Source organism: Rhizobium freirei PRF 81 (assembly GCF_000359745.1).
Taxonomy (GTDB): Bacteria; Pseudomonadota; Alphaproteobacteria; order Rhizobiales; family Rhizobiaceae; genus Rhizobium; species Rhizobium freirei.
Genome location: NZ_AQHN01000055.1, coordinates 218,234 through 241,708 on the forward strand (window position 1 = coordinate 218,234; position 23,475 = coordinate 241,708).

The 23,475-nt window shown below is 59.9% G+C and carries 26 protein-coding genes; 4 read left to right on the plus strand and 22 right to left on the minus strand.

The features are described 5' to 3' along the window. Positions 1 to 9: 9 nt before the first annotated feature. The 5 genes from RHSP_RS10670 to RHSP_RS34620 form a co-directional block, all read right to left on the minus strand. Complete coding sequence (locus RHSP_RS10670) at positions 10 to 5,412, minus strand: phage tail protein (protein WP_004116220.1); 5,403 nt, start codon at positions 5,410 to 5,412, stop codon at positions 10 to 12. Positions 5,413 to 5,512: 100 nt separating this feature from the next. After that, complete coding sequence (locus tag RHSP_RS10675) at positions 5,513 to 5,941, minus strand: DUF6950 family protein (RefSeq protein WP_004116223.1); 429 nt, start codon at positions 5,939 to 5,941, stop codon at positions 5,513 to 5,515. Beyond that, on the minus strand, positions 5,938 to 6,558 hold the full coding sequence (locus RHSP_RS10680; protein ID WP_004116231.1) for a hypothetical protein: 621 nt from the start codon (positions 6,556 to 6,558) through the stop codon (positions 5,938 to 5,940). The genes RHSP_RS10675 and RHSP_RS10680 overlap by 4 nt, the downstream gene beginning before the upstream one ends. 3 nt (positions 6,559 to 6,561) lie before the next feature. Next, positions 6,562 to 7,209 carry a hypothetical protein gene (locus tag RHSP_RS10685; RefSeq protein WP_004116233.1) on the minus strand — a complete coding sequence of 216 codons (648 nt, stop codon included), beginning with the start codon at positions 7,207 to 7,209 and terminating at the stop codon, positions 6,562 to 6,564. Further along, positions 7,209 to 9,626, minus strand: a complete 2,418-nt coding sequence (locus RHSP_RS34620; RefSeq protein ID WP_004116235.1) for a phage tail tape measure protein — start codon at positions 9,624 to 9,626, stop codon at positions 7,209 to 7,211. The genes RHSP_RS10685 and RHSP_RS34620 overlap by 1 nt, the downstream gene beginning before the upstream one ends. 12 nt (positions 9,627 to 9,638) lie before the next feature. Between RHSP_RS34620 and RHSP_RS10695 the strand changes: the two genes are divergently transcribed. From RHSP_RS10695 to RHSP_RS10705, 3 genes are all read left to right on the plus strand, one after another. Then, positions 9,639 to 10,178: a hypothetical protein gene (locus tag RHSP_RS10695; RefSeq protein ID WP_004116237.1), complete on the plus strand. Its 540-nt coding sequence runs from the start codon at positions 9,639 to 9,641 to the stop codon at positions 10,176 to 10,178. A gap of 147 nt (positions 10,179 to 10,325) precedes the next feature. Further along, complete coding sequence (locus tag RHSP_RS10700; protein WP_157385336.1) at positions 10,326 to 10,592, plus strand: hypothetical protein; 267 nt, start codon at positions 10,326 to 10,328, stop codon at positions 10,590 to 10,592. A gap of 40 nt (positions 10,593 to 10,632) precedes the next feature. Then, complete coding sequence (locus RHSP_RS10705) at positions 10,633 to 11,310, plus strand: transposase (RefSeq protein WP_004116240.1); 678 nt, start codon at positions 10,633 to 10,635, stop codon at positions 11,308 to 11,310. A gap of 693 nt (positions 11,311 to 12,003) precedes the next feature. Here RHSP_RS10705 and RHSP_RS10715 read toward each other — a convergent pair. The 14 genes from RHSP_RS10715 to RHSP_RS35560 all read right to left on the minus strand — a co-directional run bounded on the left by RHSP_RS10715 (position 12,004) and on the right by RHSP_RS35560 (position 21,569). Beyond that, positions 12,004 to 12,417: a phage tail assembly chaperone gene (locus tag RHSP_RS10715; protein ID WP_240535404.1), complete on the minus strand. Its 414-nt coding sequence runs from the start codon at positions 12,415 to 12,417 to the stop codon at positions 12,004 to 12,006. After that, complete coding sequence (locus RHSP_RS10720) at positions 12,333 to 12,734, minus strand: hypothetical protein (protein WP_004116243.1); 402 nt, start codon at positions 12,732 to 12,734, stop codon at positions 12,333 to 12,335. The genes RHSP_RS10715 and RHSP_RS10720 overlap by 85 nt, the downstream gene beginning before the upstream one ends. An 83-nt stretch (positions 12,735 to 12,817) precedes the next feature. Next, on the minus strand, positions 12,818 to 13,303 hold the full coding sequence (locus RHSP_RS10725) for a hypothetical protein (RefSeq protein WP_004116245.1): 486 nt from the start codon (positions 13,301 to 13,303) through the stop codon (positions 12,818 to 12,820). A gap of 3 nt (positions 13,304 to 13,306) precedes the next feature. Continuing rightward, on the minus strand, positions 13,307 to 13,738 hold the full coding sequence (locus RHSP_RS10730) for a phage tail terminator-like protein (protein WP_004116247.1): 432 nt from the start codon (positions 13,736 to 13,738) through the stop codon (positions 13,307 to 13,309). Positions 13,739 to 13,774: 36 nt separating this feature from the next. Continuing rightward, complete coding sequence (locus tag RHSP_RS10735; RefSeq protein WP_004116249.1) at positions 13,775 to 14,167, minus strand: HK97 gp10 family phage protein; 393 nt, start codon at positions 14,165 to 14,167, stop codon at positions 13,775 to 13,777. Positions 14,168 to 14,188: 21 nt separating this feature from the next. Next, the gene (locus RHSP_RS10740) at positions 14,189 to 14,416 is read right to left on the minus strand and encodes a hypothetical protein (protein ID WP_004116252.1); all 228 of its coding nucleotides are present in this window, start codon (positions 14,414 to 14,416) and stop codon (positions 14,189 to 14,191) included. Next, the gene (locus RHSP_RS10745; protein WP_004116254.1) at positions 14,413 to 14,769 is read right to left on the minus strand and encodes a hypothetical protein; all 357 of its coding nucleotides are present in this window, start codon (positions 14,767 to 14,769) and stop codon (positions 14,413 to 14,415) included. The genes RHSP_RS10740 and RHSP_RS10745 overlap by 4 nt, the downstream gene beginning before the upstream one ends. Continuing rightward, positions 14,769 to 15,266, minus strand: coding sequence for a DnaT-like ssDNA-binding protein (locus RHSP_RS10750; protein WP_004116256.1), 498 nt, complete (start codon positions 15,264 to 15,266; stop codon positions 14,769 to 14,771). The genes RHSP_RS10745 and RHSP_RS10750 overlap by 1 nt, the downstream gene beginning before the upstream one ends. A gap of 71 nt (positions 15,267 to 15,337) precedes the next feature. Then, on the minus strand, positions 15,338 to 16,306 hold the full coding sequence (locus RHSP_RS10755) for a DUF2184 domain-containing protein (protein WP_037151135.1): 969 nt from the start codon (positions 16,304 to 16,306) through the stop codon (positions 15,338 to 15,340). A 3-nt stretch (positions 16,307 to 16,309) separates the two neighbouring features. Beyond that, entirely contained in the window at positions 16,310 to 16,780 is a 471-nt protein-coding gene (locus tag RHSP_RS10760) for a structural cement protein Gp24 (RefSeq protein WP_037151138.1), read from the minus strand. Positions 16,781 to 16,807: 27 nt separating this feature from the next. Then, positions 16,808 to 17,923 (minus strand): DUF2213 domain-containing protein, encoded by a 1,116-nt coding sequence (locus RHSP_RS10765; protein ID WP_004116260.1) that lies wholly within the window; start codon positions 17,921 to 17,923, stop codon positions 16,808 to 16,810. A gap of 101 nt (positions 17,924 to 18,024) precedes the next feature. Next, a complete protein-coding gene (locus RHSP_RS10770) occupies positions 18,025 to 19,365 on the minus strand; it encodes a DUF1073 domain-containing protein (protein WP_004116262.1) in 1,341 nt (446 codons plus the stop codon). Between the two features lie 46 nt (positions 19,366 to 19,411). Then, positions 19,412 to 20,896: a phage terminase large subunit gene (gene terL, locus RHSP_RS10775; RefSeq protein WP_200863256.1), complete on the minus strand. Its 1,485-nt coding sequence runs from the start codon at positions 20,894 to 20,896 to the stop codon at positions 19,412 to 19,414. Then, the gene (locus tag RHSP_RS35560; RefSeq protein WP_240535405.1) at positions 20,853 to 21,569 is read right to left on the minus strand and encodes a hypothetical protein; all 717 of its coding nucleotides are present in this window, start codon (positions 21,567 to 21,569) and stop codon (positions 20,853 to 20,855) included. Before RHSP_RS35560 ends, terL begins: the two co-directional genes overlap by 44 nt. A 95-nt stretch (positions 21,570 to 21,664) precedes the next feature. Here RHSP_RS35560 and RHSP_RS10790 point away from each other — a divergent pair, with 95 nt between their 5' ends. Continuing rightward, positions 21,665 to 22,330 carry a class I SAM-dependent methyltransferase gene (locus tag RHSP_RS10790; RefSeq protein ID WP_200863253.1) on the plus strand — a complete coding sequence of 222 codons (666 nt, stop codon included), beginning with the start codon at positions 21,665 to 21,667 and terminating at the stop codon, positions 22,328 to 22,330. Positions 22,331 to 22,398: 68 nt separating this feature from the next. On the opposite strand, the gene RHSP_RS35565 is transcribed toward RHSP_RS10790, so the two are convergent. The 3 genes from RHSP_RS35565 to RHSP_RS10800 are packed head-to-tail and all read right to left on the minus strand — an operon-like array spanning position 22,399 to position 23,455. Then, entirely contained in the window at positions 22,399 to 22,632 is a 234-nt protein-coding gene (locus tag RHSP_RS35565; protein WP_240535406.1) for a hypothetical protein, read from the minus strand. A 24-nt stretch (positions 22,633 to 22,656) separates the two neighbouring features. After that, a complete protein-coding gene (locus RHSP_RS35570; RefSeq protein WP_004116268.1) occupies positions 22,657 to 23,064 on the minus strand; it encodes a DUF6362 family protein in 408 nt (135 codons plus the stop codon). Then, positions 23,039 to 23,455, minus strand: a complete 417-nt coding sequence (locus RHSP_RS10800) for a hypothetical protein (protein WP_004116270.1) — start codon at positions 23,453 to 23,455, stop codon at positions 23,039 to 23,041. The genes RHSP_RS35570 and RHSP_RS10800 overlap by 26 nt, the downstream gene beginning before the upstream one ends. Positions 23,456 to 23,475 lie beyond the last annotated feature (20 nt).

Consider the following 23,475-nt stretch of genomic DNA (forward strand, 5'->3'; position numbering starts at 1 on the left):
TTCTGTGGTTCAGCGCTTCAGAGTGAGCGCGTTGATGCTGCGATTGTTGACAAGAAGGAGCGGCGCGCTGCTCCCTTGAAGGGTGAGCGGCTTCACGTCGAAACGGAACTGCGTAGAGCTAGTCCCAGCAGGCGGCGTGTAAGTGAATGCGTGCGCGAAAGTACCGTATTTATAGAACGACAACGGCAGAACCGCCGTATAGGCGTTGTTGCCGCTGTCCCAGACGTAGACCTCGACTTCGGTCATCGCGCCCGCCTGGGTGACGCCGTTATTGCTCATCGAGAATGACGACATGACCAGGATCGGCGGAGAGCCAGTGCCGTGATAGGCCGTAATACCCGTCGTCGGGACGGGACCGGATCCAGCGTTAATGCCCGCCTGGCCCTGGATCGAAGAATCAACGCGCGTAATAGCGCCCGCCGCAATGTTGCTGGTTCCGACCTGCAAGCTGCCGATGATGGCGGAGCTGATATTGACGGCCCCAAGATTGGCCGAAATGGCGTCAAGGCTGTTGACCGACATTTTGTTGGCCGTGATAGCGCCGTCGACGATCAACTCGGCCGAAACAGCGCGGCGCATGACCGGCTTCGACCAGTAGCAGGAATTGCCGGTGCCTGCCGTCTTGTCCACCAGCAGAAGCATGGCGAGCTTGGTACAGCCACTCGGGATAAGGTATCGCCCCTGCAGGCGCGCCCATGTGTTCTTGGCGTCAGTGAAAGCTACGATGCTATAGCCCCAAACCCCCGTAGGTGTTTGTGTCACCGCGTAGATGGCAGCCCTTGCGGAATCGGCATTATAGACCCACGCATCGAACGCATAGGTTTCACCGACAGAAACGGCGACGAAGTTCGATCGGGCACAGTCTCGGCCGAGCGACTGAAGAACCCATCCAGCCGCATCCCCGGAAACGGTGTCAATGTAGAAAGACTGCAAATTTTGCGGCGCCCAGCCATCCAGCGTGCCAGTCTGCCAACCGTTATCAGCCATATTGGAAAAGTCGGTCAGCACGAGCGATTTGGCGGTGATCGCGCCGGCCGCGATTTGGTTGGCACCGATCGTGTTTGTCGCCAGCTTGTCGCCGGTGATTGTGCCGGCCACGATCGAGGCGGCGGTGACCGCACCGGCGGCGATCGCCGTAGCCGTGACCGCGCCGGCGGCGATCTTGCCAGCAGTGACGGCGTTGGCAGCGATCTTGTCGGCCGACACCGCGCCAGTGGCGATATTGCCATCCGAAACCACCGTCACACTTTCATCGCTCCAAGGCGTCGCCTCGGCTTGATTGGTATTGGCCTCGCCGAAATACATGCGGGTCAGCCAGAGATAGCTGTCGCTCTGGCCCGCCACAGTCCCCTTCATTCGAAAAAAGACCATCGCCTTGGCAGCGTTGGCGGGCATCTGAACCTTTCCCCAGAAGCGGCTATAGTTCACCAAACTCTTCTGAGGGTCGAAGTTATGATAGGCCGGGAAGATGCCCCAATTCGGAAACGCGAGGAGGTTTCCGGCAGCGTCGAAAACCCCAAGGTAAGGTTGCACACCGGTGCAGCGATGGCCGAAATAGTAAACGGACAGCTCATACCAGCCATTCGCCCTGACCGCGAATTCCCGCCTGCTTCCGTAGGCGTCTGTAGCCATCACCCCGTATTCGATGCCTTGGTTGCCGTTCCCCTGATAGATCTCGATCGCACCGGGGATAGGGGCATAGGTATCGGTGCGCAATTTCAACACGAAACTGGCCGCATCGTTGGAATACTCAGCCGCCCAACCGGTCAGCCCAGCAAAGAGATCGGAATTCGACAGGAAGTTGCCACCGGTGCCGACCGCGAGCGCTTGAGTGGAGACGGAGCCCGCCGCAAGCTTGTCGGCGGTGATCGCACCTGCCGCAATCTGTGCTGCCGCGACCGCGCCCGCCGCGATCGTGCCGGCCGTCACCGCGTTGGCGGCGATCGTGCCGGCCGTAACAGCGTTAGCTGCGATCTTTCCTGCGGTAACGGCGTTGGCGACAATGCCGCCGCTCGTGATCAGAACGATACCGCCGTCACTCCATGGTGTTGCTTCCGTCGCCCCGGCCGGAATGCGACACAGCATCGGCTTGTTGATAAAGGCATAGCTATCTGCGCCGCCCGCCTGCGTGTCGCGTTTGCGAATGAGGATCGAAGCGGCCACCGCGTTGGCTGGCGCGGCACCCGTGACCCGCAAGCGCAGCCACAGGTCGGGATTGTTCGAATCGCCGCTAATCGCGTTGTTGGTGTTGCTTCCGGCCGAACTATATCCGACTTCCGTGCCATCTGCGCCCACCCACGCAATGTACGACTCGATTTGGCAGCGATGGGCGGACGTATAGACCGTTGCCTCAAGCCATTCGCCAGGCACACAGGGAACCGCGTACTTCAAGGAGCCGGCGAGCGATCCCCCGTCGGGACGCAGCCAGCGAATATCGGCATAGGTGTTCGAACCGGCTGGCCCGCTCGCCTGCAAGAGCAGCAGGGTCGAATTGTTCTTTCCTGACCAGGGCCAACCCACGGGCCGGACCCCAAAAGAGAGGCCAGGAATGGTGCCCCAAGGCAGATAGGTCCAACAATCCGTTCCCATGGTGAAACTGGAATTCTGCAGCAAGTTTACACCGGCGCCAACAGCGAGCTTGCTGGTGCTGACCGAGTTCGCCGCGAGTTTGTCGGTCGAAACAGCACCGGCCGCAATCTGTGTCGCGCCGATCGTGCCGGCCGCAATCTGGCCGGCCGTGATGCTATTGGCGGCAATCTTGTCGGCGGTAACGACGCCGGCCCCGAGCTTCGGGGTCGAGATCGCACCGTCCGAAACCTGCGTCCCGGCGATCTGGCCCGCGATATCACCTGCCGCCGTCGCGGCAGTCCAAGCACCGCTATGGTAGCGATAGAGCTTGCCATCCGCCGTTAGAAAAACCTGACGGCCTTCGACATTGCCCGCCAACGGAAGGGCGTCAACGACCTCAATCGGCTTTATGCCGGATGCGAACTTCGTCGCGTCCACCGCGCCCTGGGCGAGCTTGCTGATCGTGATGGCGGCATCGGCGATCTGCGAGGAAACGAGAGAGCCATTGATATCGCCGGCAGCAACGGCCAATGTCCATCCGCCGTTGTGATAGCGGTAAAGCTTGCCGTCCGTCGTCAGAAAGACCTGCCGGCCTTCGACATTACCTGTCATCGGAAGGACATCAACGACCTCGACGGCCTTGATGCTGCTTGCAAGTGCAGTCGCATCCACCGCGCCCTGGGCGAGTGCCCGCGCAGTAACGGCACCATCGGCAAGCTTGGAGGCAATCACTGCTCCGCTGGCGAGCACGTCAGCGGTCACAGCGGCCACCTGAAGCTTCGCGGTCGAAACCGCCTTATCGGCGAGCTTCAGGTTCGAGACCGCTTCGTCCATGATCTTCGCGGCAGTCACCGCAGCATCGGCGATCTTCGATTGGATGATCGCGCCATCGAGAACGTCACTCGCCTGGATGAGCACGTTCGGCGTCTTCACAGCCAACCAAGCCGACCAGTCCGTTGCTCGGTTCGACTGCGGAAGATAACGTCCGCGTGCCTCATAATTCGTGTTCGGGAGGGTCCACTGACCGGAGATGATCCAGGAGAACGGCGTGGCATAAGGGTTGCTGTCGCTATCGAACACGACATCGCCCGTTTCCTTGAGCCGCACCTGTCCCCAAACGCCCGAAACGTCATCGAGATCCGGCGCGCAGCTGATCTTGATGGCCGGGCGACGATCGATTCCGCCAGCATCCTTGATCGTGGAAGGCTCCACCATCCAGCCGATCATCGGTTGCGATGGAGGAGTGATCGGGCCTAGCCAGCCGATGGCCGTTGGCAATTGCAGCCCCGGATGCCAATCGTAATCGGCCGGGTCGATCTCTTTAAGGGTCACAACGATCAGGAAATTGGGTTGCGGTTCGACTTTGACGACGAGGAATTTCTTCTCGTCATAGCCATTGCGTGCCGAAGACCAGGAAACGACATCGTTCGGCTCCAGCGGATAGGCATCCGGCGGCAGCGAGACCTGGTGCACCCGAAAGCGCCGATAGTCCTGAATCATCGCCAGGCCGACCCGCTGCACCTGATTGGCGAACGGAACGGCGAGCAGTTGAACCTGCGCTGGCAGACGCCGATAGCCATCCTGTGCTTCGAGATCGGCGTTGTAGCGCCCCGGCGCATCCTTCGTCGTCCATTTTTCGGCCGGTTCGGGATATGTGGCTTCGATGGCGTTGTATGTCGCGGAAAGCGAAGGGAACGGCTGGAAATCCTGCTCCTCGGTGACGACGATATCATCATCCGTGAAGGAATAGACTGCGCCGCCCGGCGCACCCACCAGCATCTTGAAGATGCCGCCGACTTCGGCCATGCGGCCGTTGCAGCCTTTCAGAAGTTCGGTAATGGCATCGAGCGGCTCGCGGTCGCACTGAACATCGTAGCCGGCGCGAAAGGCGGGTTCGCTGTTTCCGTCGCCGAGCCCGACGACTGCGTCACAGGCATTCGCCGCCGCCATCCAATTCGCCGCCGGCAGGCAGAAGGCGCCGATATTCTGGCCGCCATAAACCCATTCGGACGCGTAATAGACACCGCGCGCGAGATTGTAGATCATCACGGCCGGGTTGCTGCTCCGCTCCCAGGTCGATCGATCATCCCAACGGTGCGCGCCATGGCCGCCCATCGAGGAATCCTTGCGGATGTCGTAGAGCGACAGCGGATGCGGCTCGAAAAGGCCCGATGGTACGCCGGAAAAAAGGTCCGTATTGTAGCGCGAGGTCAGGATGACGATCTGGCAGCCGCGGCCGATCATCGTTGATCTCCAGGGCCGCTCGGCTTGGCTGCCGAATTTGGCCATCAGGAAGGGATCGGGGCTCGTTTGCGTGCCGTCCAGGAATTTGATCCAGAGATAGTCCTTGCCCTTGACGCGATACTGCAGCACCGGATAGCCGCGCCCGTCGGGATGCGGCTCTTCCCACAGGACGCCAACCTTCTGGTCGTCGATCCAGACGCTAGTCAGGCCACGGGCGCCGCCAAAGTTGGGAAGGCTGCCGATCTCGATGACGTCGGTGAAATAGGCATTCGGCGTCTTGCCGTCCTCACCCCAGGTGCCGGCATATTTGCGTTTGCCGGCTGTCGCGTAGCTGCCGATGATGAAGGACATCGCATGATCGTCCCCCATGCTGATCTCGAGCTTGGTGCCGGCCGGCTGCTGATCCTTCTTCGCCATCGCCTTTTCGATCAGCGACAGGCCGACATTGATAGCGACGGTCAAGGCCAGTTTGCCGATGATGCCGAACGAACCGACAAATTGCGAGATCGCACCGATTGCCGCAACGAGAGGGCCGGCATGCGCCGCATCCGCCATCAGCCAGAAGCTGAGGACATTCAGGAGCAGAATGAGATATTTCATGGATCGGACGACCTCGATTGGCGCATGGAAAAGGGTCGCCGCAGTCAAAGCTGCGCCGACTTGTCACCGGTCAGAGATAAAATTGGTGTCGAGAGACTGGCTAGCCGACCTTGAAGGCCCGCTTGGCGTCGAGCAGGTCGACGGTGCCGAGCCCGCTCTCGCGCAGCACGAAGATGCGCTCGCCATTGACGACGCCGAGCGCGTAGCCGAAGGGGCCTTCATGCGGGACGGCCGCGATATCGCCGATGCCGGCTTCGCTCGGATGGATCTCCGGAAGCATGCTGGCGACGAGATCGGCGAGATTGTCGAAGCCCGCCGCCTTCATCGTTTTCAGCGCGCCGGCCGCGGTCGAATATTCGCCGCGAAACTGCGCGGCGCAATCGACGCCGGTGATCGCCAGCACCAGATTGCCGGCAAGGCCCGGTCCGCAATCATGGCTACCCCAAGCAAAGGGCGTGCGCTTCAACCGATCGATCTCGGCGACGAAGCAGGCGCGCCAGTTCTTGACCCTGACAAGATCGCTGTTCATTTCTGCCCCCAGGGTATCTGCCAATTGGCGACGGTGCTGGAATAAAGGCCGAATTCATCGCCGCTGCGGCGCTTCTGGCCTTCATAGGAGGATTTGGCCGGATTGGTGCGCTCCAGCATGGCGATGGCGGCGGAGATGGCTGATATCTCGATATCGCCATCCTGCCCGACGGCCGGCGTCTTCACCGGCGCGCCATCGGCGATGCCGAGAAAGGCGATTTCCGGGGCCGCACTCGGCTGCCGCATGCCGGTATCGAACGACATGTCGTGGATTTCGATCGGCGCCAGCCGCAGATCGTAGCCGCGCACGAGCTGCTGCACCGCGGGCGCGATCTGGCCGATGGTGATGGTCACGGTCTGGATCGTGAGATCGGCCGTGCGCGGGATCGGACTCACCTTTAGATTGAGGCCGCCATAATAGGTGCGCGCCTCAGCCAAACCGGTGACGCCAGAGATGACGGTAATGTTGATGTCGTCATCGCCGGTCCAGAGGCCAATCGAGGCAGGCGCGCCGCTGGCGATATCCCTGCCGGTGATCCAGACGAAACGACGGGGCACGAGCCCCTTGTCGCGCGCGCCGGTCAGCGCCGCGAAGAAGGCGGAGGTGATGTTCTTCATCGTCTATTTCTTCTGGATGATTTTGAAAGTGGCGCCCGAGGTGATCGGGCCGCTCGCTGTGCCGGGATTGTGGCTGCCCGGCATGACCAGGCATTTGCAGGCCGGCAGCAGAAGCGTCACGCCGAGACCGGCGGCAAAGCCGACCGGCAGATGCGGGAAGACGCCGAAGACCGGCGTCACCCCCTGCCCGTCGGCACCAACCGTTTCCGAGACTTCGAGAAAGGCGGAGCGTGCGCCGCCATAGCCGACCTGCATCTTGTCACCGACCGTCAGCCGATAGCCGACCGGCAGGCCCTTGAGGCTGAGCGAGGCATTATCGCTCCCGAGCGCCGCGACGCTGACCGCAGCGCTCCCGAGCTTCGTCCCGTCGGGATCGGCCTGCGGATATTTCGACAGCGGATCATAAAGAAAAAGCGCCTCCTGGGCGCCGTGTAGCTTGCGGATGCGGGCGGCGATTTGTTTCGCCTCCGCATTATACACGTCGGCCAGCGTCACCGTGCCGGTCCAGAGCGGCGGCGCCAGCTCCGCCTGCCAGACCCGGCCATCGCCGGAGCCGGAAAGCTCGTCATTGCGCTGAATATCCCAGACGATGCTGGAGATCTTCAGAAGATCGGCAAAGGCCGGCAGGCTGTAGGGATAGGAAACGGCCATCAGCGCCTCCGGGGATTGCGGTTGATCTGCGCGACGCGATCGGGAAGCTGCTGATTGAAATCATTCAGCCCCTGCCGCGTCGAACTCTGCGCTTCCGATTGCGCGACATTCTTCACATAGGCCTTCAGATTGCCGTCCTCATCGACGGAAACACCGACGGTGACATGCACGCCGGAAGCGGAGCCGGAGGCATCGTTCTGATTGTCAGCCCTCAAGCGACGGACGGGAACGGCAGCATCCGGCTGCGCCCGCACCAATTGCGGCCCGCCCTTGCCGACCACGCCGCCATCGGCATAGCCGCGCCGGCCAAGCCGCATCGCCTCGACGACTCCGACGCCGCCCGCCCGGGCAATATCCTTCTGGCTCCAGACGACCTCGCCGGCATGAACGATGCCAGCCGGCTCATGCTTGCCGCCAGGGCCGGTATAGCCGCCGTCTGCGAACGGTCGTGCAATTGGGATCGGGGCATTCGCACCCGTCGCCAGATCGAATTTGCCACCGCTGCTCCCGCCGCCAAAGCCGAAGATACCGAGAATGCCGCCAAGGATTCCACCTCCCCCGCCACCGCCTGCAGCAGCACTATTGACCTGGAACAGGCTGTTGAGCACATCGTTCAGCAACCTGTCTGAGATCTTCGTGAGCACGGAAATCGCCGCCTTCCCTAGGGATTTCCAAAGGCCCTCGCCGTTGCGCAAGCCGCTGACCAACGTCGAGGCGAAATCGCCGGCAAGCTCGCGGGCATATTTCAGCTGTTCATTATAGCGAATGATATTGGCCGAGGCCGAGTTCATGTCGACCGGCAGGCCATATTGCTTCTGTGTCGAGGCAACGGTCTGATCGATGGTCGAGCGGCCCATCTGCTCCTGCTGGAACTGGATATCGCCCGCGAGCTTCTGCAGCGCCTGCGCCTCAGCGACACGCCGATAGGCTGCGGCCTGGTCGTTGGCCGCCTTGGTCAATTGCGGCATTTGCGCCAATTGTACGGCGCAGCTTTTCTGAAGCTCATCCTGGCTTTGCTTCAGCGTGACAACCTTCGACTTCACATTGTCCGTCGCAGCGGCGGATTGGGCAGAGGTCTGTATTCCAACTTTCGCTTGCTCCGTGTTAGCTTTGGAGGATTTCGTAAGAGCGTCTGTAGCTTGCTGAGTGCTCTGGAGTTCGTCTTTTTGGCTGTTTTGAACGCCAATACTGTTCGCTATGGGCTGCCTCGATGTCATTTCAATCGCAAGAGGACTGACGCGAGAGAAAGCAGAAATATTTGGAAGGAGTGTATTCGCGCTGGCGCCGCCCTGGGGGAAAACGATTTGCTTTGCCGGATCGACGGCGACGCTTTGAGTCCTATTAGACAGTTCATGTTGCGTTTTCAAACCATTCGCAACAGTCAAGTCCTGTGTGATTGATCCGAGAACGCCTTTGAAATTCTTGGAAAACTCAGCAAGTTCAGAATCATCGGGCATTTGCGCCGCCGTCTTTGACAACACTTTATCAAAGTTCTGCGCGTCCACTATTTGAGCGGTGCCCGCTCTAAGCTTATCATAGAAATCTAAATAGCTATTTCCCAGTTCGGAAAGCTGACTACCAGCCCTGCCTGCAGAGGCAGAAAGTAATACATCGAACTCACCCGCGACACTTTCGAACTTACCGAGAGCTTGACTAAATGTGCGGTCTGCGCTCTCACGAAATCCAACAGTTTGACTGAGAAGGTCCTCTCTTGAGATCTTCTCAGCCGCAAATTCCGCAACTGCCGGATTGTTTTTCTGCCCCGACAAAGATTGCATTTCCCTGGCAAGCTGAGCGTCGGACTTGATCTGTGCCGCAGATTTTTCACGCATTATCGCCGGGCTAAAGGATTCTATCCAATTCCCTACCCACTCGCCAACTTCACCTACATAGGGAATTTTTTCATTAGCTACGCCTTTCACTGCGAAGCTCGTAGCGCTCAAAAGGATATCCGCTATGCCTTTACCTGTATCGTTCGCGAAATCCGCCCTATGTGCTAGAAAATAATCATAATCCTTGTCCCCGGTAGATTGTACGTTTGCGGAAGCAGCGATGGCGTTCTGTGTCTCCATAGTTGAAGCATAGGATAAGTGCGCACCGTTGTTTGGTCGAGCATCGAGGACCATTAGCCCTCCCCTTAACTTATCCGCAGCGAGACCGTAACTGGTTCCAAACTTTAGTACATTTGCGGCAGTCTTATCGACGATTCCACCAGTCGTTTTCGCCTCGCCATTCATGGTTTTGAACGCGCGTGACGTTGCGCCAGAGCTATTTGTCACACGCCCCATCGCTGCAGCGAAACCATCTAAGTCACCAGTCGCCTTCCGCACATTCGAGCTATCAACAAAAATACCGAGAGTTGCAACATCAGCCACTAGCGTACCTTTCGAATAGATGGCAGAAATCACCCAGCGCATTCGGGGGATTTCATGAAGTTGTTTTCAAATGTTGTGATCACGGCGTTTCTGTTGCCGCTGCTGAGCAGTTGCGGCGCCTTCGACCCGCCGATCGTGACGGCTTGTGAGGAAAATCTGAAGCCGGCACTCGTGGTACCGTCAAGCTATGAGCGTAATAGGTTCATCCCCGGTGAGAGGCCCGCCACCAGAGCCGAACTCGACGAGAAATTACGGCATCCCGATCTGAAAAAATTCTACCTGAAGGAGTTTGATACGGGAGCGCTGAAGCCAGTAATTTATACCGGAATCCTGACCTTCAGCGCATTGAACAGGAATGCTGATCGCGTCACGACAACGGTTACTTGCCGATACTTCTCCACCGACGGCCGCACGTCCCAAATTGCGATTTGGTCGGTCGTCCCGTCGCCAGTGGATGCTTCCGCATTTTCCCAGATAATACGAGACATCGGCAACGATCCGCCCCCGACACCGGAAGAGGAGTTGAGATACTCAAAGCCAATCGCCCCTTATGCTGGTTGGATTCGCGACCAGCTTCGTCGTGTCTTCGGCTGAGTACCGGTATCTAAGATTGTTTAAATCAACCTATAGGGATAGTATGCGTCGAATAATTTTAGCAACTTTTGTATGTGTAGTGACATGACTATGAGGTTTAAACCACTTCTGACTGTACTCTTCGCATGCACAATCTTCACGCAAGCCTTGGCTGACGACGAGCAAAAGCGTGTTCAGCTGGCCGGTAAAGTCATCGATGGTGTGAACGTGAGTTTCATGATTGCTTATCAATGCCGCGATGCGCTTGGCACGACATATTACAACGCAATTCGGACGTATGCCGAGAAGGTGTTTCAGCAAATCGGCTTGTCGCCAGAAATGGCGGCTCAACGAGTAGACAGACTTGAAAAGTTTATCGCGAGTGAAAAGAAACTTGCTGCAATTACGGTGACAGTGCACTCGCAATTACGGTGACAGTGCACTCAATAGATTCCGGATCTGACCAACACACCCAATGGCCCGTCTCGCTCATATCATCGTCCCTGATATTCCACATCATGTTACCCAACGCGGCAACGGGCGGGCGCAAACCTTCTTCTGCGATGATGACTATGCGCTCTATCGCGATCTCCTGGCCCATCATTGTCGTGCCGCTGGCGTAGAGGTCTGGGGCTGGGTGTTGATGCCCAACCATGTTCACCTCATCCTCGTTCCGACGGATGCAGACGGTATTCGCCGCGCACTGTCTCGCGTTCATCGCACCTATGCCGGCCATATCCATGCAAGGCTGCGCCGGACCGGCCATTTCTGGCAGGGCCGCTTCGGTTGTGTCGCCATGGATGAAGAGCATCTGGCAGCAGCACTCCGCTACGTCGCCCTCAATCCGGTGCGCGCTCGCCTTGTCGAGCGAGCTGCCGATTGGCGATGGTCGAGTGTCGCGGCACAGTTTGGACTGATTGAGGATGACGGCGTCACGACCACAACACCGGTTCGCGCTCGCTTTCCCGATTTCGCCGCCCTCCTCACTGCCGGAGAAGAAGAGATGGCATTTACCGCGCTTCGCCGAGCCGAAAGCATCGGTCGCCCCATTGGCAATACCGACTTTTTAGACCGGCTCGAAGACCTCACCGACGCCACCCTCAAGCCGGCTCGTCGCGGCCGCAAAGCCAAGGCCGTCGTTGGAGAGAATTAGTGCACTGTCACCGTAATTCCCGATAAAACAGTCCCATCACGATGCGCACGACGTTTTATCACGAAGAACATTTAGAGAACAACCTTATTGACATGCATGATATAGGATGCAACGTTCGCCGAAGTTGCAATTGTCCAAAACTACCACCCAGCGGAATTATAATGCATCTTCACCGAACGAAGCCCATAGCGAGCATTATGTGCCTAGTGGTTAGCGCGTTGCTCTTAAACAGCTGCGATTTGTTTGATTCGAAACTTGTCACGGCCTGCGAGACAATTCTCAAGCAGCGCCTGCTCCCGTCATCGGAATATAAACGCATCAAGGTTTCCGAACTCGACGAACTAGAATTGGATAGAAGATTGCTCGAAAGCTATCTCGTGACGAGACAACAGCGATCCAAAGCGTCGGGCTACCCGCTAGCTATAGACGATGCGTGGATTCAAACTGAACTAAAGGCGTTCGACAATGGCATCTCAAGGCCTTCTTTTTTGGCGCGTCGATAGTTTATGAGACGCTCAATGATCTTCAAGAGCCGGTGAGGCACCTTGCGAAGTGTGTATATGTTGGCAACAAGAGCGACTCGTCTCTCGGGTGGGAAGTTGAAACCACCGTGGATGGGCTGACTGCACTTGAGTGGAGTTACAGCAACATAAAGTCACATTAGGCTCATTAGTCATGGAGCAGCCTGACCCTCTACCCCGCCTCCCGCGCTCTGATCGCCTCCGTCTCCTCCTCCACCGCCTGGCAATAGCGCCCGTCCATCGCCTTCAGCACGGCGATGTCCTCACGGCGCAGGAGGTTGCCGGTCAGTTGCAGCCAGGCCAGCATTTCCTGATGGGAGAGCGGCGCCGGGCCGGAAAGGCCGGGAGCCTGCGCCGAGCGCAGATCCCAGAACCAGTCCCAGAGCGCATGGCCCGCCTCCGGCACCTCGGCCTCCGGGCTGATAAGCTCGAAGGCCTCGTTGCGCTCGCGCCGGGTCTCGCCGTTTGTATCGCGCACGCAATCATAGCGTGCGACGATCCCTACGGCTTCTGAAAGCCCTTCGGCAAGCTCTTCATAAAATTTGCGCGGTCCTCCGAGGCGCCGGCCACCTGGTCGTAGATCCACCCGGCTTCCTCGACGACTTCGCGGGCCTTCTCGAAGGAGAGCACGGGCTGCTCGCCCTTCCACTGCTGCTCTCCCCAGCTCCAGGAAGCGATGGCGGCGGCCGCCTTGTCGAGATATTCGGCCTCGACCTTGCTGGTCGTCAGCTTCTTCTTGCGGCTGGCGAGGAAACGGTCGCTATGCTGGCGAACAATCTTCTTCACCTCGTTGCTCTCGGCCGAGCGGATCATGAAGGAGATGCCGAGCGGCTCCTCGGTGGCCGGATGCAGAAGCTGCAGCTCGAAGAGATCTTCGGAATTGACGAGACTGGAGATATCCAAGGAAACACCTTATCGGTTGGGACATGTGAGAGTGGCCGCGCGCCGCAGGAGAGCGACGCGCGCAAGATTCCGTAAGATCGCGCTTACGGCGTGGTGACGGGATCGACTCGGATCGGCAGCTGGTTGAGGCCGACCTTGAACTTCTCAAGATCGAAATCGTCGGAGCCGCCGCCGGGATAAAGCGGGCCCGAAACGACTCCGCGCGAATAGAACACCGTATTGGTCTTGCCCTGCGGCGCGTTGTTGCGCTCGACCTTGATCGCCATGTTGTTGACGTTGAGCGGGTCGCCGAAGGTGCGCAGGATGTCCTGGCCGGGATCGTCGGCGATGGAGGCGACCTCGAGCTCCGGATCGCCGGCGTTGGAAACGCCCTTCTGCTTCTGCTGCACCGGCTCATCGAGCGTATTGTAGTGGTTGATGGTGGAGTCCGAGCCGAAATCGCCGACCTTGCCGACCTTGCCCACCTGCACCCAAGTGAGCGCGGCATAGGCCGTGGCCGTCAGGTCGGTATTCTGGGGCGTCTCGCATACGTAGACTTTCGAGCCCTTCTTCGTGCTTTTATTCGCCATGGATCATGTCTCCGGTTCAAAGGCGGTGTAGGGAATGGTGACCGGTATCTGCACCCGGTCATCCTCTTGGATCGGGCCTGCGGCCCACGGCTCGCCACTGATCGTGATCTTCACGCCAGAGGCGAATAGCGTCTTGTTGTTGAAATGGTCGATGACCTGGCCGGCGGCATCGAGTGGCTTGATCAGCCCGCCGCCGGCCTTCCAATAGACGGAAACCTGCAGAAGCCCGAGCTTCTGCTGCGGATCGTCGCCAAGCGTCACCTGCCGGGGACGATTGGGCAGGTAGCTGACCGCCAGATAGTTATCCGGCTTAGCTTGCCCCGCCGGCGGAAAGGCAATGCCCGGCTGCGCCACCGGCAATGGCGGCTGAAATTGGAGTGCCGCCAGATGATCCAGCAGCGCAGCCAGAATGAGAGCGTCCGTTGCCGTCGCCATGCGTCACCTTGTCTAAGTTGTTGAGATTTCGAGAGGTCAGTCCGCCGTGTCACGTGCGGCGCGCTCGACGATGTCAGGCCATTGGCGCGCCGCAAGCCGCACCATGCCCTGCCCCGCCTGCCCATCCCTGCCATATTCGACGGCGGCGGCATGGGCGGCGGTGAAACCCATATGGATCAGGCCGCCCAGCGACACGCCGAGGCCGGCCAGATTGACCGGCTGACCGTCATCCTTCCCCTCGGCATCCCCGCTTTGCCGCGGCGGGGCGGAGACCCGGAAGGAATTGACAAGTTCGCCGGAGGCTACCGGCGTAGCCTCGACGATCGCCTCGGCCAGCCGCTGCGCGGAGAAGTTCACCACCTCTTCCATGCGCTTCTTGGTTCGCTCGGCCCAGGCGGCGATGTCATTGGAAAAATTCGAGGAAGCCATGTCGGATACCTGCTGATAAGGTTAGGCGTCATCGGCGGCATCGCCCAGTGAAGAGCCACGCCGCTCGAAATTCAAAAGGGTAAGATGGCCGTAGCGGGCGCGAACCGCAGATTTGGCGGTTCGGGATTCGGCTTTCATCCCACCGCTTTTTTCAATCCCCGGCAACGGTGAAACCCGGTTGAGCAGCAGTATGGCGCGCGCCAACAGCCAAAGCGTCAGGATCGTCTTGAAACGTACGAGCGCCGTCATCGCCGCACCTGCAGCTGCCAGAAGACGATAGTCCCACCTGGCGACAGCGGCTGGATATCGACGATCGCATGCTCGGCGCCGCCGATCAGCACCCTGTCGGCTAATGTTGGCGTGACCGAGAGCCCCTCGGTCGAGAGATAGACCATGCGATCGCCGCGCTGGATCAGCGTGTCGGCGACATGCGCCTGGGATTGGTCGAGATCGACGAGCGAACACGGAAAGTCCTCGCTCGTCTGCACGGGATCGTAATCCGGCCCGGCACTCGTAATGCGCCGCAGAACGGCTTTCTGGCCGAATTTGGCAATCAACCGCTCGGCGGCAACCCGCGCCTTGCCGTAATCGAACGCCTCCATCACACCACCAGAATGCCCGGCAACACCGGACGCAGGAGAGGATAAAGCAGCCCGTCGAGCATGGTCAGGACCGGCTTTGCGGAGGCGATCATGTCGTCGCTCGTGTCGGCAACGGCATATTCCGTCTCCAGCGGTCCCACCTTCTCGCGCTTCACCGTGCGAGCCGCGACGATAACAGGCGTCAGGCTGCCCGGTTCGGAAAGCTCGAGCGCGGCAGCCTCATAGGCTGCGTAGGTCACGGGCAGAGGCGTTGCGTCATCCGCGATCACCGCACCGTTCACCGTCGTCGCCCCGCTACGAGGCCAGGACAGCACCTGATCGTAGCCGCCGGTCCGCCGGCCAGTGAATCTCGGCTCATAGAGAGCATCGATCGCCTGAGATCCGCGCACCAGCGCCGCCAGGCGATCACTATCACTGGCCGCGGCCCAGCCCGCCTTGCCGCGATCGGCAAAATAGGCGTCAGCGGCAGCGAGCGTGCCGTAAAAAGAAACGGACATGAAAGCTCCGATGTCGGTCGTTGGAAAGAAGGGCCCTCCCTCCGCATGAAACGGAGAGAGGGAGTTCAGCGTCAGGCAGCGGTGATCTCGTCACCGTAAGCCATAGCCGCCGGCAGGCGCACCTCGGTGCCTCCAGTGCGGGCGATGATGCCGGTCTCGAAGCTCATGATCGACTTCTGGCGCGGCTGCAGCACCCGGCGCGGCATCGGCAGATGGAAGCGCAGCACCTCCGGATCGCGACGATAGACGACCATGCGGCCGCCGCCATCCTGCGAGGCCGTGGCAAGCTCGCGTAGCGGCTGGATATCGAGCGGCTGGCCCGTCTCGGCGGTATAGACGTTGCCGCGCCGCAGGAAGTCCAACACGGTGATGTAGCCATCGCCATCGGCAAGCCGCTTGGTGGCGATCAGGCGGAAGGCTTCCGGCGGCAGGCGCAGGCTGTCGATCCACTCGACTTCGCCGGTCCGCTGCCGCACGCCGCCGATAAGATCGTTGACATCGCGCAGGATCTGATCGGCCGTCTTGGCGGACCAGTGGGTCGAGCCGCCCGTGCCATCGGCAGTGACATCGACGCGCGACACCTTCGGATCGTTGACGAAACCGGTCCAGCCCTTCTCCGTCGAGCCGATCATGGCGACGGAATTCAGCAGGCGCTCGATCTTATCGGCGGCGAAAATGGCGTTGGAAGCGTTGAGGTCGAGATTGTAGAGAGCGGCCTGATTGACCTCTTCGAGATTCCACTCCCACCCGGAGCCGATCATCGCGAAATCATGGCTGGCGCTGTCGCGGGTCGACTGGTTGAACGGCATATCGGTGCCTGCGGCGGAGAGGAACTTCGCCTCACCAGCGCTGTCGACAGTGAAGAAGGTCGTGCCGGAGGCCCATTCATTGCCTTCGGTGACGACAGGGACATGGAGGCCGTAGTTGAGGGTCGGATAGCGGCGCTGGTAGATGCGCGTCTCGATATTGCGCCCTTGCGCGATGACGAAGGAATAGGCGGCCTGGGCGTCGGCAAACTGCTGTCGAACGAACTGGTTCATGGATTAGGCGCTCCTGTGCTTGAGCGAGATCTCGACGATGTCGCCGTTGCTGCCGCTCGTATCGAAGAAACAATCGGGAATGGGGCCGACGATGCCGGTGCCGGCCGCGTTGACGTAAGTGTCGGTCGTCGGGTTGTAGTAGACCGCATCACCGTCCGAGACGGCGCCGCCCGCCCGCACATACATCTGACCGGAAGTCAGGAATGCACCCGTGACGAACTGGGCATAGCCGCCGGATGGCGCCACATCGGGCAGCACGTTCGGTGTCAGCACGGCAATGCCGATGAACTTGCCGCCTGCGGCAAACGGCGCGACACCATGATCGGCAAGGCCGCGCTGGACAGGCTGCCCGAACTTGATGCCGGCGCCATTTTCGATCGTGCGGCTGATCTTGTTGGCCTTTTCCTCAGAAGCGACCTGCCCGTGCAGGCCCTTCCGAGGAGCGTTTCCATAGGTAGTCTGATAAGTCGCCATTGAAGCGTCTCCTTTTCGTTGACCTGGTTAGGTGGGATTGGCCGCCCGATGCGCGCTCTCGAGGTCACGCACCATGGCGGCGTAAGCGGCAAAGGCAGGGGAAGTGGACGTCTGCGCCGAGGTGATGCCATCTCGGACAGCATCCGCAAAAAGATCCGACTTCTTACGCAGCCCTTCTGCGAGCATGTCGAAGCGCGCATCGATATAGGCGTCGGATCGGCCCTCGATGGCGCCCTCGCCTGCCTTGGCGACGACAACGGCCTTGCGGATCGCGGCGTCTGAAAGACCTGATGTCTGGACGCTGCCGGCAATTGCCTTGGCAAGGCCGATCAGGTCGGCACGCGCCTCGGCGCGACGCTCGATCTCCGCTTCATCGAAAAGCGCCGCCTTCAGCGCATCGAGTTCGGCATCCCTGATCGCGACGGCCTTCTGATGGCCGGCCTCGGCGTCAGCAAGGCGCTGCCGCAATGTCGTGATGATCTCTGCAGCCTGATCGGAGACTTCGATCTCGGTGCCGTCGATCATGATCGTCTTCGTGGGCATCATTCCTTCCTTGCTTTGCTTGTCATCGGAAAGGGGGCGTGGGGCTGCGAGAGGAGAACAGCCCCACGGTGCGGCTGCATCGCCGATGCGGACTTTCGAGCCCGCACGGCCACGGCGCACAATGGCGATATGATTGATGCGAATGTTTCGCTGAATGGCGTCGTAGGCCTCGCCGATGGGCGTCACGCCGGCCGTAAAATCGACGTCGCAGACATAGCCGGCCGACAGTTCCTGCTTGCCGCTTTCGATGTCTCGGATCGTTTCCTCATCGCTGACCATCAACGGTACGCGGAGGAATATGCCATCGCCGGCAATTTCGTCGCCGGTCTGGCCGACAGCATATTTCTTCCAGTTTTCCGAGGTGACCATTTCAGGCGGGTGCTCATTTGTCACCGGCCGGTGAGCGGCACTCTTGAGCGTGTCTTCGGAGAAGACTTCGCCGCCGGGCCGATAGATCCGCACGGTGGGCGTCTCTGGCCTGCCGATCTCGGCGCCGGCGTAGGTTTGAATGCCAGTGCGAGCAATACGGGCATCGGCCACAAGATAGCCGTCTCCCGTCCGTCGCGTTCCCGCGACGGTGACAGTGTCTGTGAAGTTCATGTTGGGATTTCTCCTGGCCGAAGCCGATGTGGTCCGGGTGAAAGCCGCTTGCCTAGGCGAAGCGGCCCCGTCAGCGGCGGCGCCGTGACGGCATCGGGTCGTTAAGTTGCGTCGGAGCTTGTTGCAGATTGCCCGACATCATCCGGCAAGTCCGTTGTCTTTGCCGCCGCTTCCAATCCTGGCAGCGATCCATCTTCCACGAAGGCATTCAGCAGAGCTTCAGAGAGCGCCTGGCGAGGGATGATCTCTTCCCCCGAAACGGAGCCGAACAGGGCTCGCGCCGCCTCAGCCTTCGTCTTGAAGATATTGGCCCGCTCCATTTCGCTCATTTGCTCCAGGGGCGCCCAGATCGAATAGATTGCAGGATCACGCCCGCCTGTGGCCGAGCGAATGAGGCATTCGTCGAGCCGGGACATTGCCGGCGTATAATCGAGCTCCTGGATCGCCTGGATCCCGTCGTGATAATTCTTCATGTCGGCTGTGCCTGTCGCGTTCATCCCGGCGGGCGATTGACCGAGCAACCGGGTGACGGGAATGTCGGCCGCGCCGGCGACAATCTGCAGGAAGGCCATCAGAATATCCGTGAGGCCGGAGAGCGGCGCGCTCTTGCTGTCGTATTCCTCCTCGGCATCAAGAATCAGCGTGCCGTTGACCCCCTTGATGGTGTTGGCGAGCGCGTAGCGACGCAGCACGGCATCTTCATAGGCCTGATTGCCTATATTGGCGGAAAACTGCGGGACCTTGATAATGTCGATCTTGGCCTCGAAGACGAGGCTGGCGATGTTGGCCGCCGTACTGTCGGCGTTCTTGATCGCATCGAAAGTCGCGGCGAGCACGCTTTCACCCCAGGCACAATTACCCATCTCACCAAATTCTTCATTCGGCGTCATCGCCCCTTTGAAGATGACGAGCCTAGACGGATGGATCGTCACCTGCATACCATTGCCACCGGTCAGCGTGTAGAATTTCGGCTTGCCGTACCATTCAGAAGCTGGGTCGCTGTCGATGTCACCAGCAGCCAGTTGGCGACGCGTCAGGACGGTCAGATGCTTGAGACCACCCTTACCGATCAGATCCGCCTCCAGCGGCAGTGCAGGATCGGCATCCTCGGAGCCGATGAACAAGGCGGCACCACCGAAAAGGCGCGCTTTCGTCGATACTTCCAGCACTTTGCCGCGTAGATTGAGCCGGCGCTCCTCGGCATCGATCAATCCGATCTGATCGCTCGCAGCCTGCCAGTTTCGCCATTTCCGGCAGCTATCCAGCGCCGGAATATCGACGATCTTGCGTGGCAGCCAGGAGCCGCGATACGCAGCAATGATCTGCTCGTCCGTCAGGATCGGCTGCGTATAGAAAACAGATGCCGCCTTGTCGCGTTCGGTGCCCATGCGGGATGCAAGGCTCACCAATCCGTCGCGAACCATCGAGAATATCTGCCCCATGGATTGTCCTTTAATGTCATGTGATGAAGAGGCTCGCGACAGCGAGCTAGAAATTCGTGAAGCTGAAAGAGGAACTCAGCGCGAGCTCGTTCAGCGCATCGGCGAAGGCGTCGACCTGATCGTCGAACTGCCCGTTTGGAAAGGCACAGACCTCATCGAGAAATGCCTCGTTCCAGTCCCCGCGCAGAAGCTTGACGTTCCCCGCCTCCGCTTGTGCCGAAGCCGGTTTGGCGCGCGTCGCCTTGTCGCCGGTTGGTGATATAGCCTTTACCGGAAAGCCAGCCAGTAGCTTGATCTTCGTTTCGGCATCAGCCTTCCCAGCCGCGCCCGGGTCCTGCGGCATACGGATCGTCACCGTTGGCCCATCCTGTGACGCCGTGTTCTTCAAATTGCGTTCCACTTCGGCGGGCGACCAGCGACCACGAGCGATGGTTTCGATGTAAAAAATACCATCGACCCACGCGATGCGAAGGCCGACCGTCCAGTCCGGTTGGCGGCCGTGACGCTCTTTCGAGGCGGCGAAATCCCAGGCGCGGCAGCGCCTAGCACCCGCAGGCACCGCCTCGACGATCTCGAAATCGCCCCGCTGAAACAGGCCTCCCGAGCGCGGTGCAGGCCGCTGCTGAAACTGACCGGCAACAGCATAGGAACCGAGCGGTATCTTGTCCCGCTCCACCACTGCGCGCGGAAAACGTTGCGGGAAGAGCAGTTCCCCTTCTTCCGTTCGAGGATCGACAAATCCAATCGATGTCCTGCAACGGCGCTCCGGCTCGAATTCCATGGGCAACATCAGATGCTCGTAGCCGAGCCCGAGAGCAAGGATCGTGCCGGAGACATCCGCCTCGTGCAACCGCTGCATCACGACGACGATCGCCGAGCGCTGGGGATCGTTGAGCCGTGTCGGCACGGATTCGCGAAAAGTTCGCACCGTAGACAAACGTTCCGCTTCGGATTCCGCACCATCGACAGAATGAGGATCGTCGATGATCACCCGATCACCACGTCCCCCCGTAAGCCTTGAGAACGGCACTCCCTGCCGCGAACCCGTGCTGGTGTTGGCGAAGGCCATCTCGCCGGTTCTCGTCAGCTTGACCCGATCGCCCCAGAGCGCCTGATACCATTCAGACGCGACGAGATCGCGCATGCGCCTGTTGTCGCGTTTTGCGTAATGTTCCGAATAGGAAGCGCCGAGATAGCGCATCTGCGGCTTGCTCTTCGGCCCCCATTCCCAAGCCGGCCAGAAGACGCCACACAGGAGCGACTTCATCGTGCCCGGCGGAACATTGATCAGCAACCGCGTAATGTCACCCGCGGTCACCGCTTCGAGATGCTTGCAGATCGCGTCGATATGCCAGCCATGGACATAGTCGACAGCGGGTTCGACCACATGCCAGGCCTCTCGAACGAACCCTGTCAGCGATTGGCAGTTGGCACGTATCCGCTCCGCATCAGCGGCGATCTCCCGAACACGCTTGGCCTGCTCGCGCTCAGCTATCCGCCTCGCCTTCTCCTCCCGGACCGCCGTCATCATCATCGCCCGATCCGGCAAGCGGACCGAAGAGGGATTCGAGTATCGCAAGCTGCTCATCCGTTGCATTGGTTAAGTCTATGGTGAGACCTCGGTCTCCCTTGCTCCCGACACCCGAGCGCTCGCTCGGCTTCTGGTGAACATAGGAGGCTGCTATCTTCGCCATTTCATCGCGCCGCTTCTGATCCGCCTCGTGGTCGCGCATCACCTTCAACATGTAATCGAGCGGCGTATCGCTGGAATTGGCCTTGCGACGGCGCGCACGCGGCTTGCGCGGCACGACCGGCTTGTCGGCATTGGACATGCTTAAAATTTCCGATGGAATTTTAAAGGAAAACAAGCGGTTCAGGACATCGCTTGCGGTCGGCAGTGCATCGCTGCAGCTGTTCTCATCATGCCAAAATAGATACCCCAATTCGGCGGGTTTGGCGACACCCCTGGAGGACGATGGCGCTGCAAGGAATGGAGATCTTGACGGTGGGCGCAGATAATTAACTGAAATTACGGGGAAATATCGCACTGTCCGGTCCGACGAAATGAGCGAAATTGTCTTCATCTCATCGCAACATGCCTCAGCTTGCGACATATCGATGATGCGGATACGCGACGCAATGCAGTCGAGCAAACATCTGAAGCGGGTCGCCGCTATACTTTCGGAGCTCGCCATGGAATGCATGGCACCGCCAAACTCGCCGACTTTGATCAGCCGCAGCGGAGACGGCATCCGATAATGCTAAAATGAGCGAATGAGGGAACATATTGGAACATCGCTTGAAGAGCAGCGTGGACCTAGACTGGGTGCGGCAGTTCATTGCTACCAATCTTCCGATTCTGCCCGTTCCCGGCATTCCGCAGATTCGCCTGCACAAAGCGGGTCCGCGCAGCGGATTGCGGCGCCTTGCGGAGAGAGATCCGCAATTCGGCTCGCCTTATTGGGCACATCATTGGGGAGGAGGCTTGGTGTTGGCTCGCTATCTTCTCGACAGACCGGAAGCCATCGCGGGCCGCCGCGTGCTCGACCTCGGCGCCGGTTCGGGAATCGTGGGCATCGCAGCAGCAAAGGTCGGTGCTCGGGAAGTGTACGCTGCCGACGTCGATCCCTATGCCATCGCAGCCATCGGGCTCAATGCCGCCCTTAATGAGGTCGCAATAAAAGCCGTCCTCGCCGACCTGACGACCGACGAGCCTCCCGCAGTCGATATCATCTGCGTCGGTGATCTTCTCTATGAAGAAGCGCTTGCGAAGGGCGTCACCGGATTTCTGCATCGCTGCGCGGCGCAGGGCATAGAGGTCTTGATCGGCGATCCATGGCGCGCCTACCTCCCGGCATCGCAACTTCGGCTTTTGTCGGAGTATACCGTGCCGGATTTTGGCGAAGGTGCAGCAAGCTCCCGGCGAAGCGGAGTCTTCGCATTCGAGAGCAACATGTCATCATGAAAGGTAAAGGCAATTGGAAGCGTCGGTAGCGGCAAAATCCGGGTTCGGACCGGCTATGCCGCCGCGGTTTAGGCTCTCAATTTCGCGCGCCTGCGGTTGCCGCGCTCCAGTCGCTTCGCAAGTTCGGCAAGCGCCGGGCTTGCCGCATCGAAAACAGGCTTAGCGTCGTCCGCCAGCCAGTGCATTTCGTGCTTGGTCACCTCTGGTTTCACGCGCTCCGAACCGCCCGCTGAGTTCGGCATCATCGGCGCTATGCGCGACCAGTCAGGCTCCTGCAATGTCGGTGAAGTGGCGCGAAGCACGCTCGCGATACTCTGAAATTCGCTCTAGATGCGTCGTTCCGCCGTCCGCCGCACACGTCCCGTTCGAGCACAGAAATCCCGGAAGGATCCGGCTACATAAGGTGCGGCAAGGCAAACGGACCAGCGCGAAAGCAGGATACGACGCTCTTCATCTCGAACATGGATCCGCAGCCAATCCTGCAGGACTTCTTCCGCTCGGCTGATGGCGGCGGCGCTCGGGCGGTAACGAACGCGGATATCTGCATGATCCATCGGTTCGGGCAGAACTTCCGGCCAGAGCGTGCGCATTCTATCCGGGCGAACGCCGCGAACATCGAGGTGCACCATCGTATCCGCTGCCTCAACGAAGCGGCCACGAACGACGAGGCTCAAGTCGGCGATTTCGGCCGCTTGCTGGGACAGATCTTCAAACGGCGAGATGGATAGGTGCATCGAGGCGTCTCTCCAATTCCCAATAGATCAAGGTTCGCAGCGTCGCACGAACCGGCCAGGGCCGCCTCGCCACGGCATTCAGGCGCAGCGAAGCAAGTGCAATGTCATCGAAGGCACCGAGCAAGTCGCCCGGGCGCCGAAGCGCCCAGTCCTGGCGTTGCGCGAGAACGTCGGAGACGGCGCCGATCGTATCGGACCACAACTCGTCCCGATTATTGACGGTTTGGCGGATACAACGCAGCACGAAGACCAGATGTCCGTCACCGTAGCGCCCGCGGATTTCCTGCATCGTCCCACGAGCATGGCTCTCTGCCGGGGCACGCCGGCGATGGACCGGAACGAGTTTTATTCCGAGACCATCGAGAAGAAGGTCGAGCTTACCCTTGGTCATTGACCGAACCGCTCCTTTCT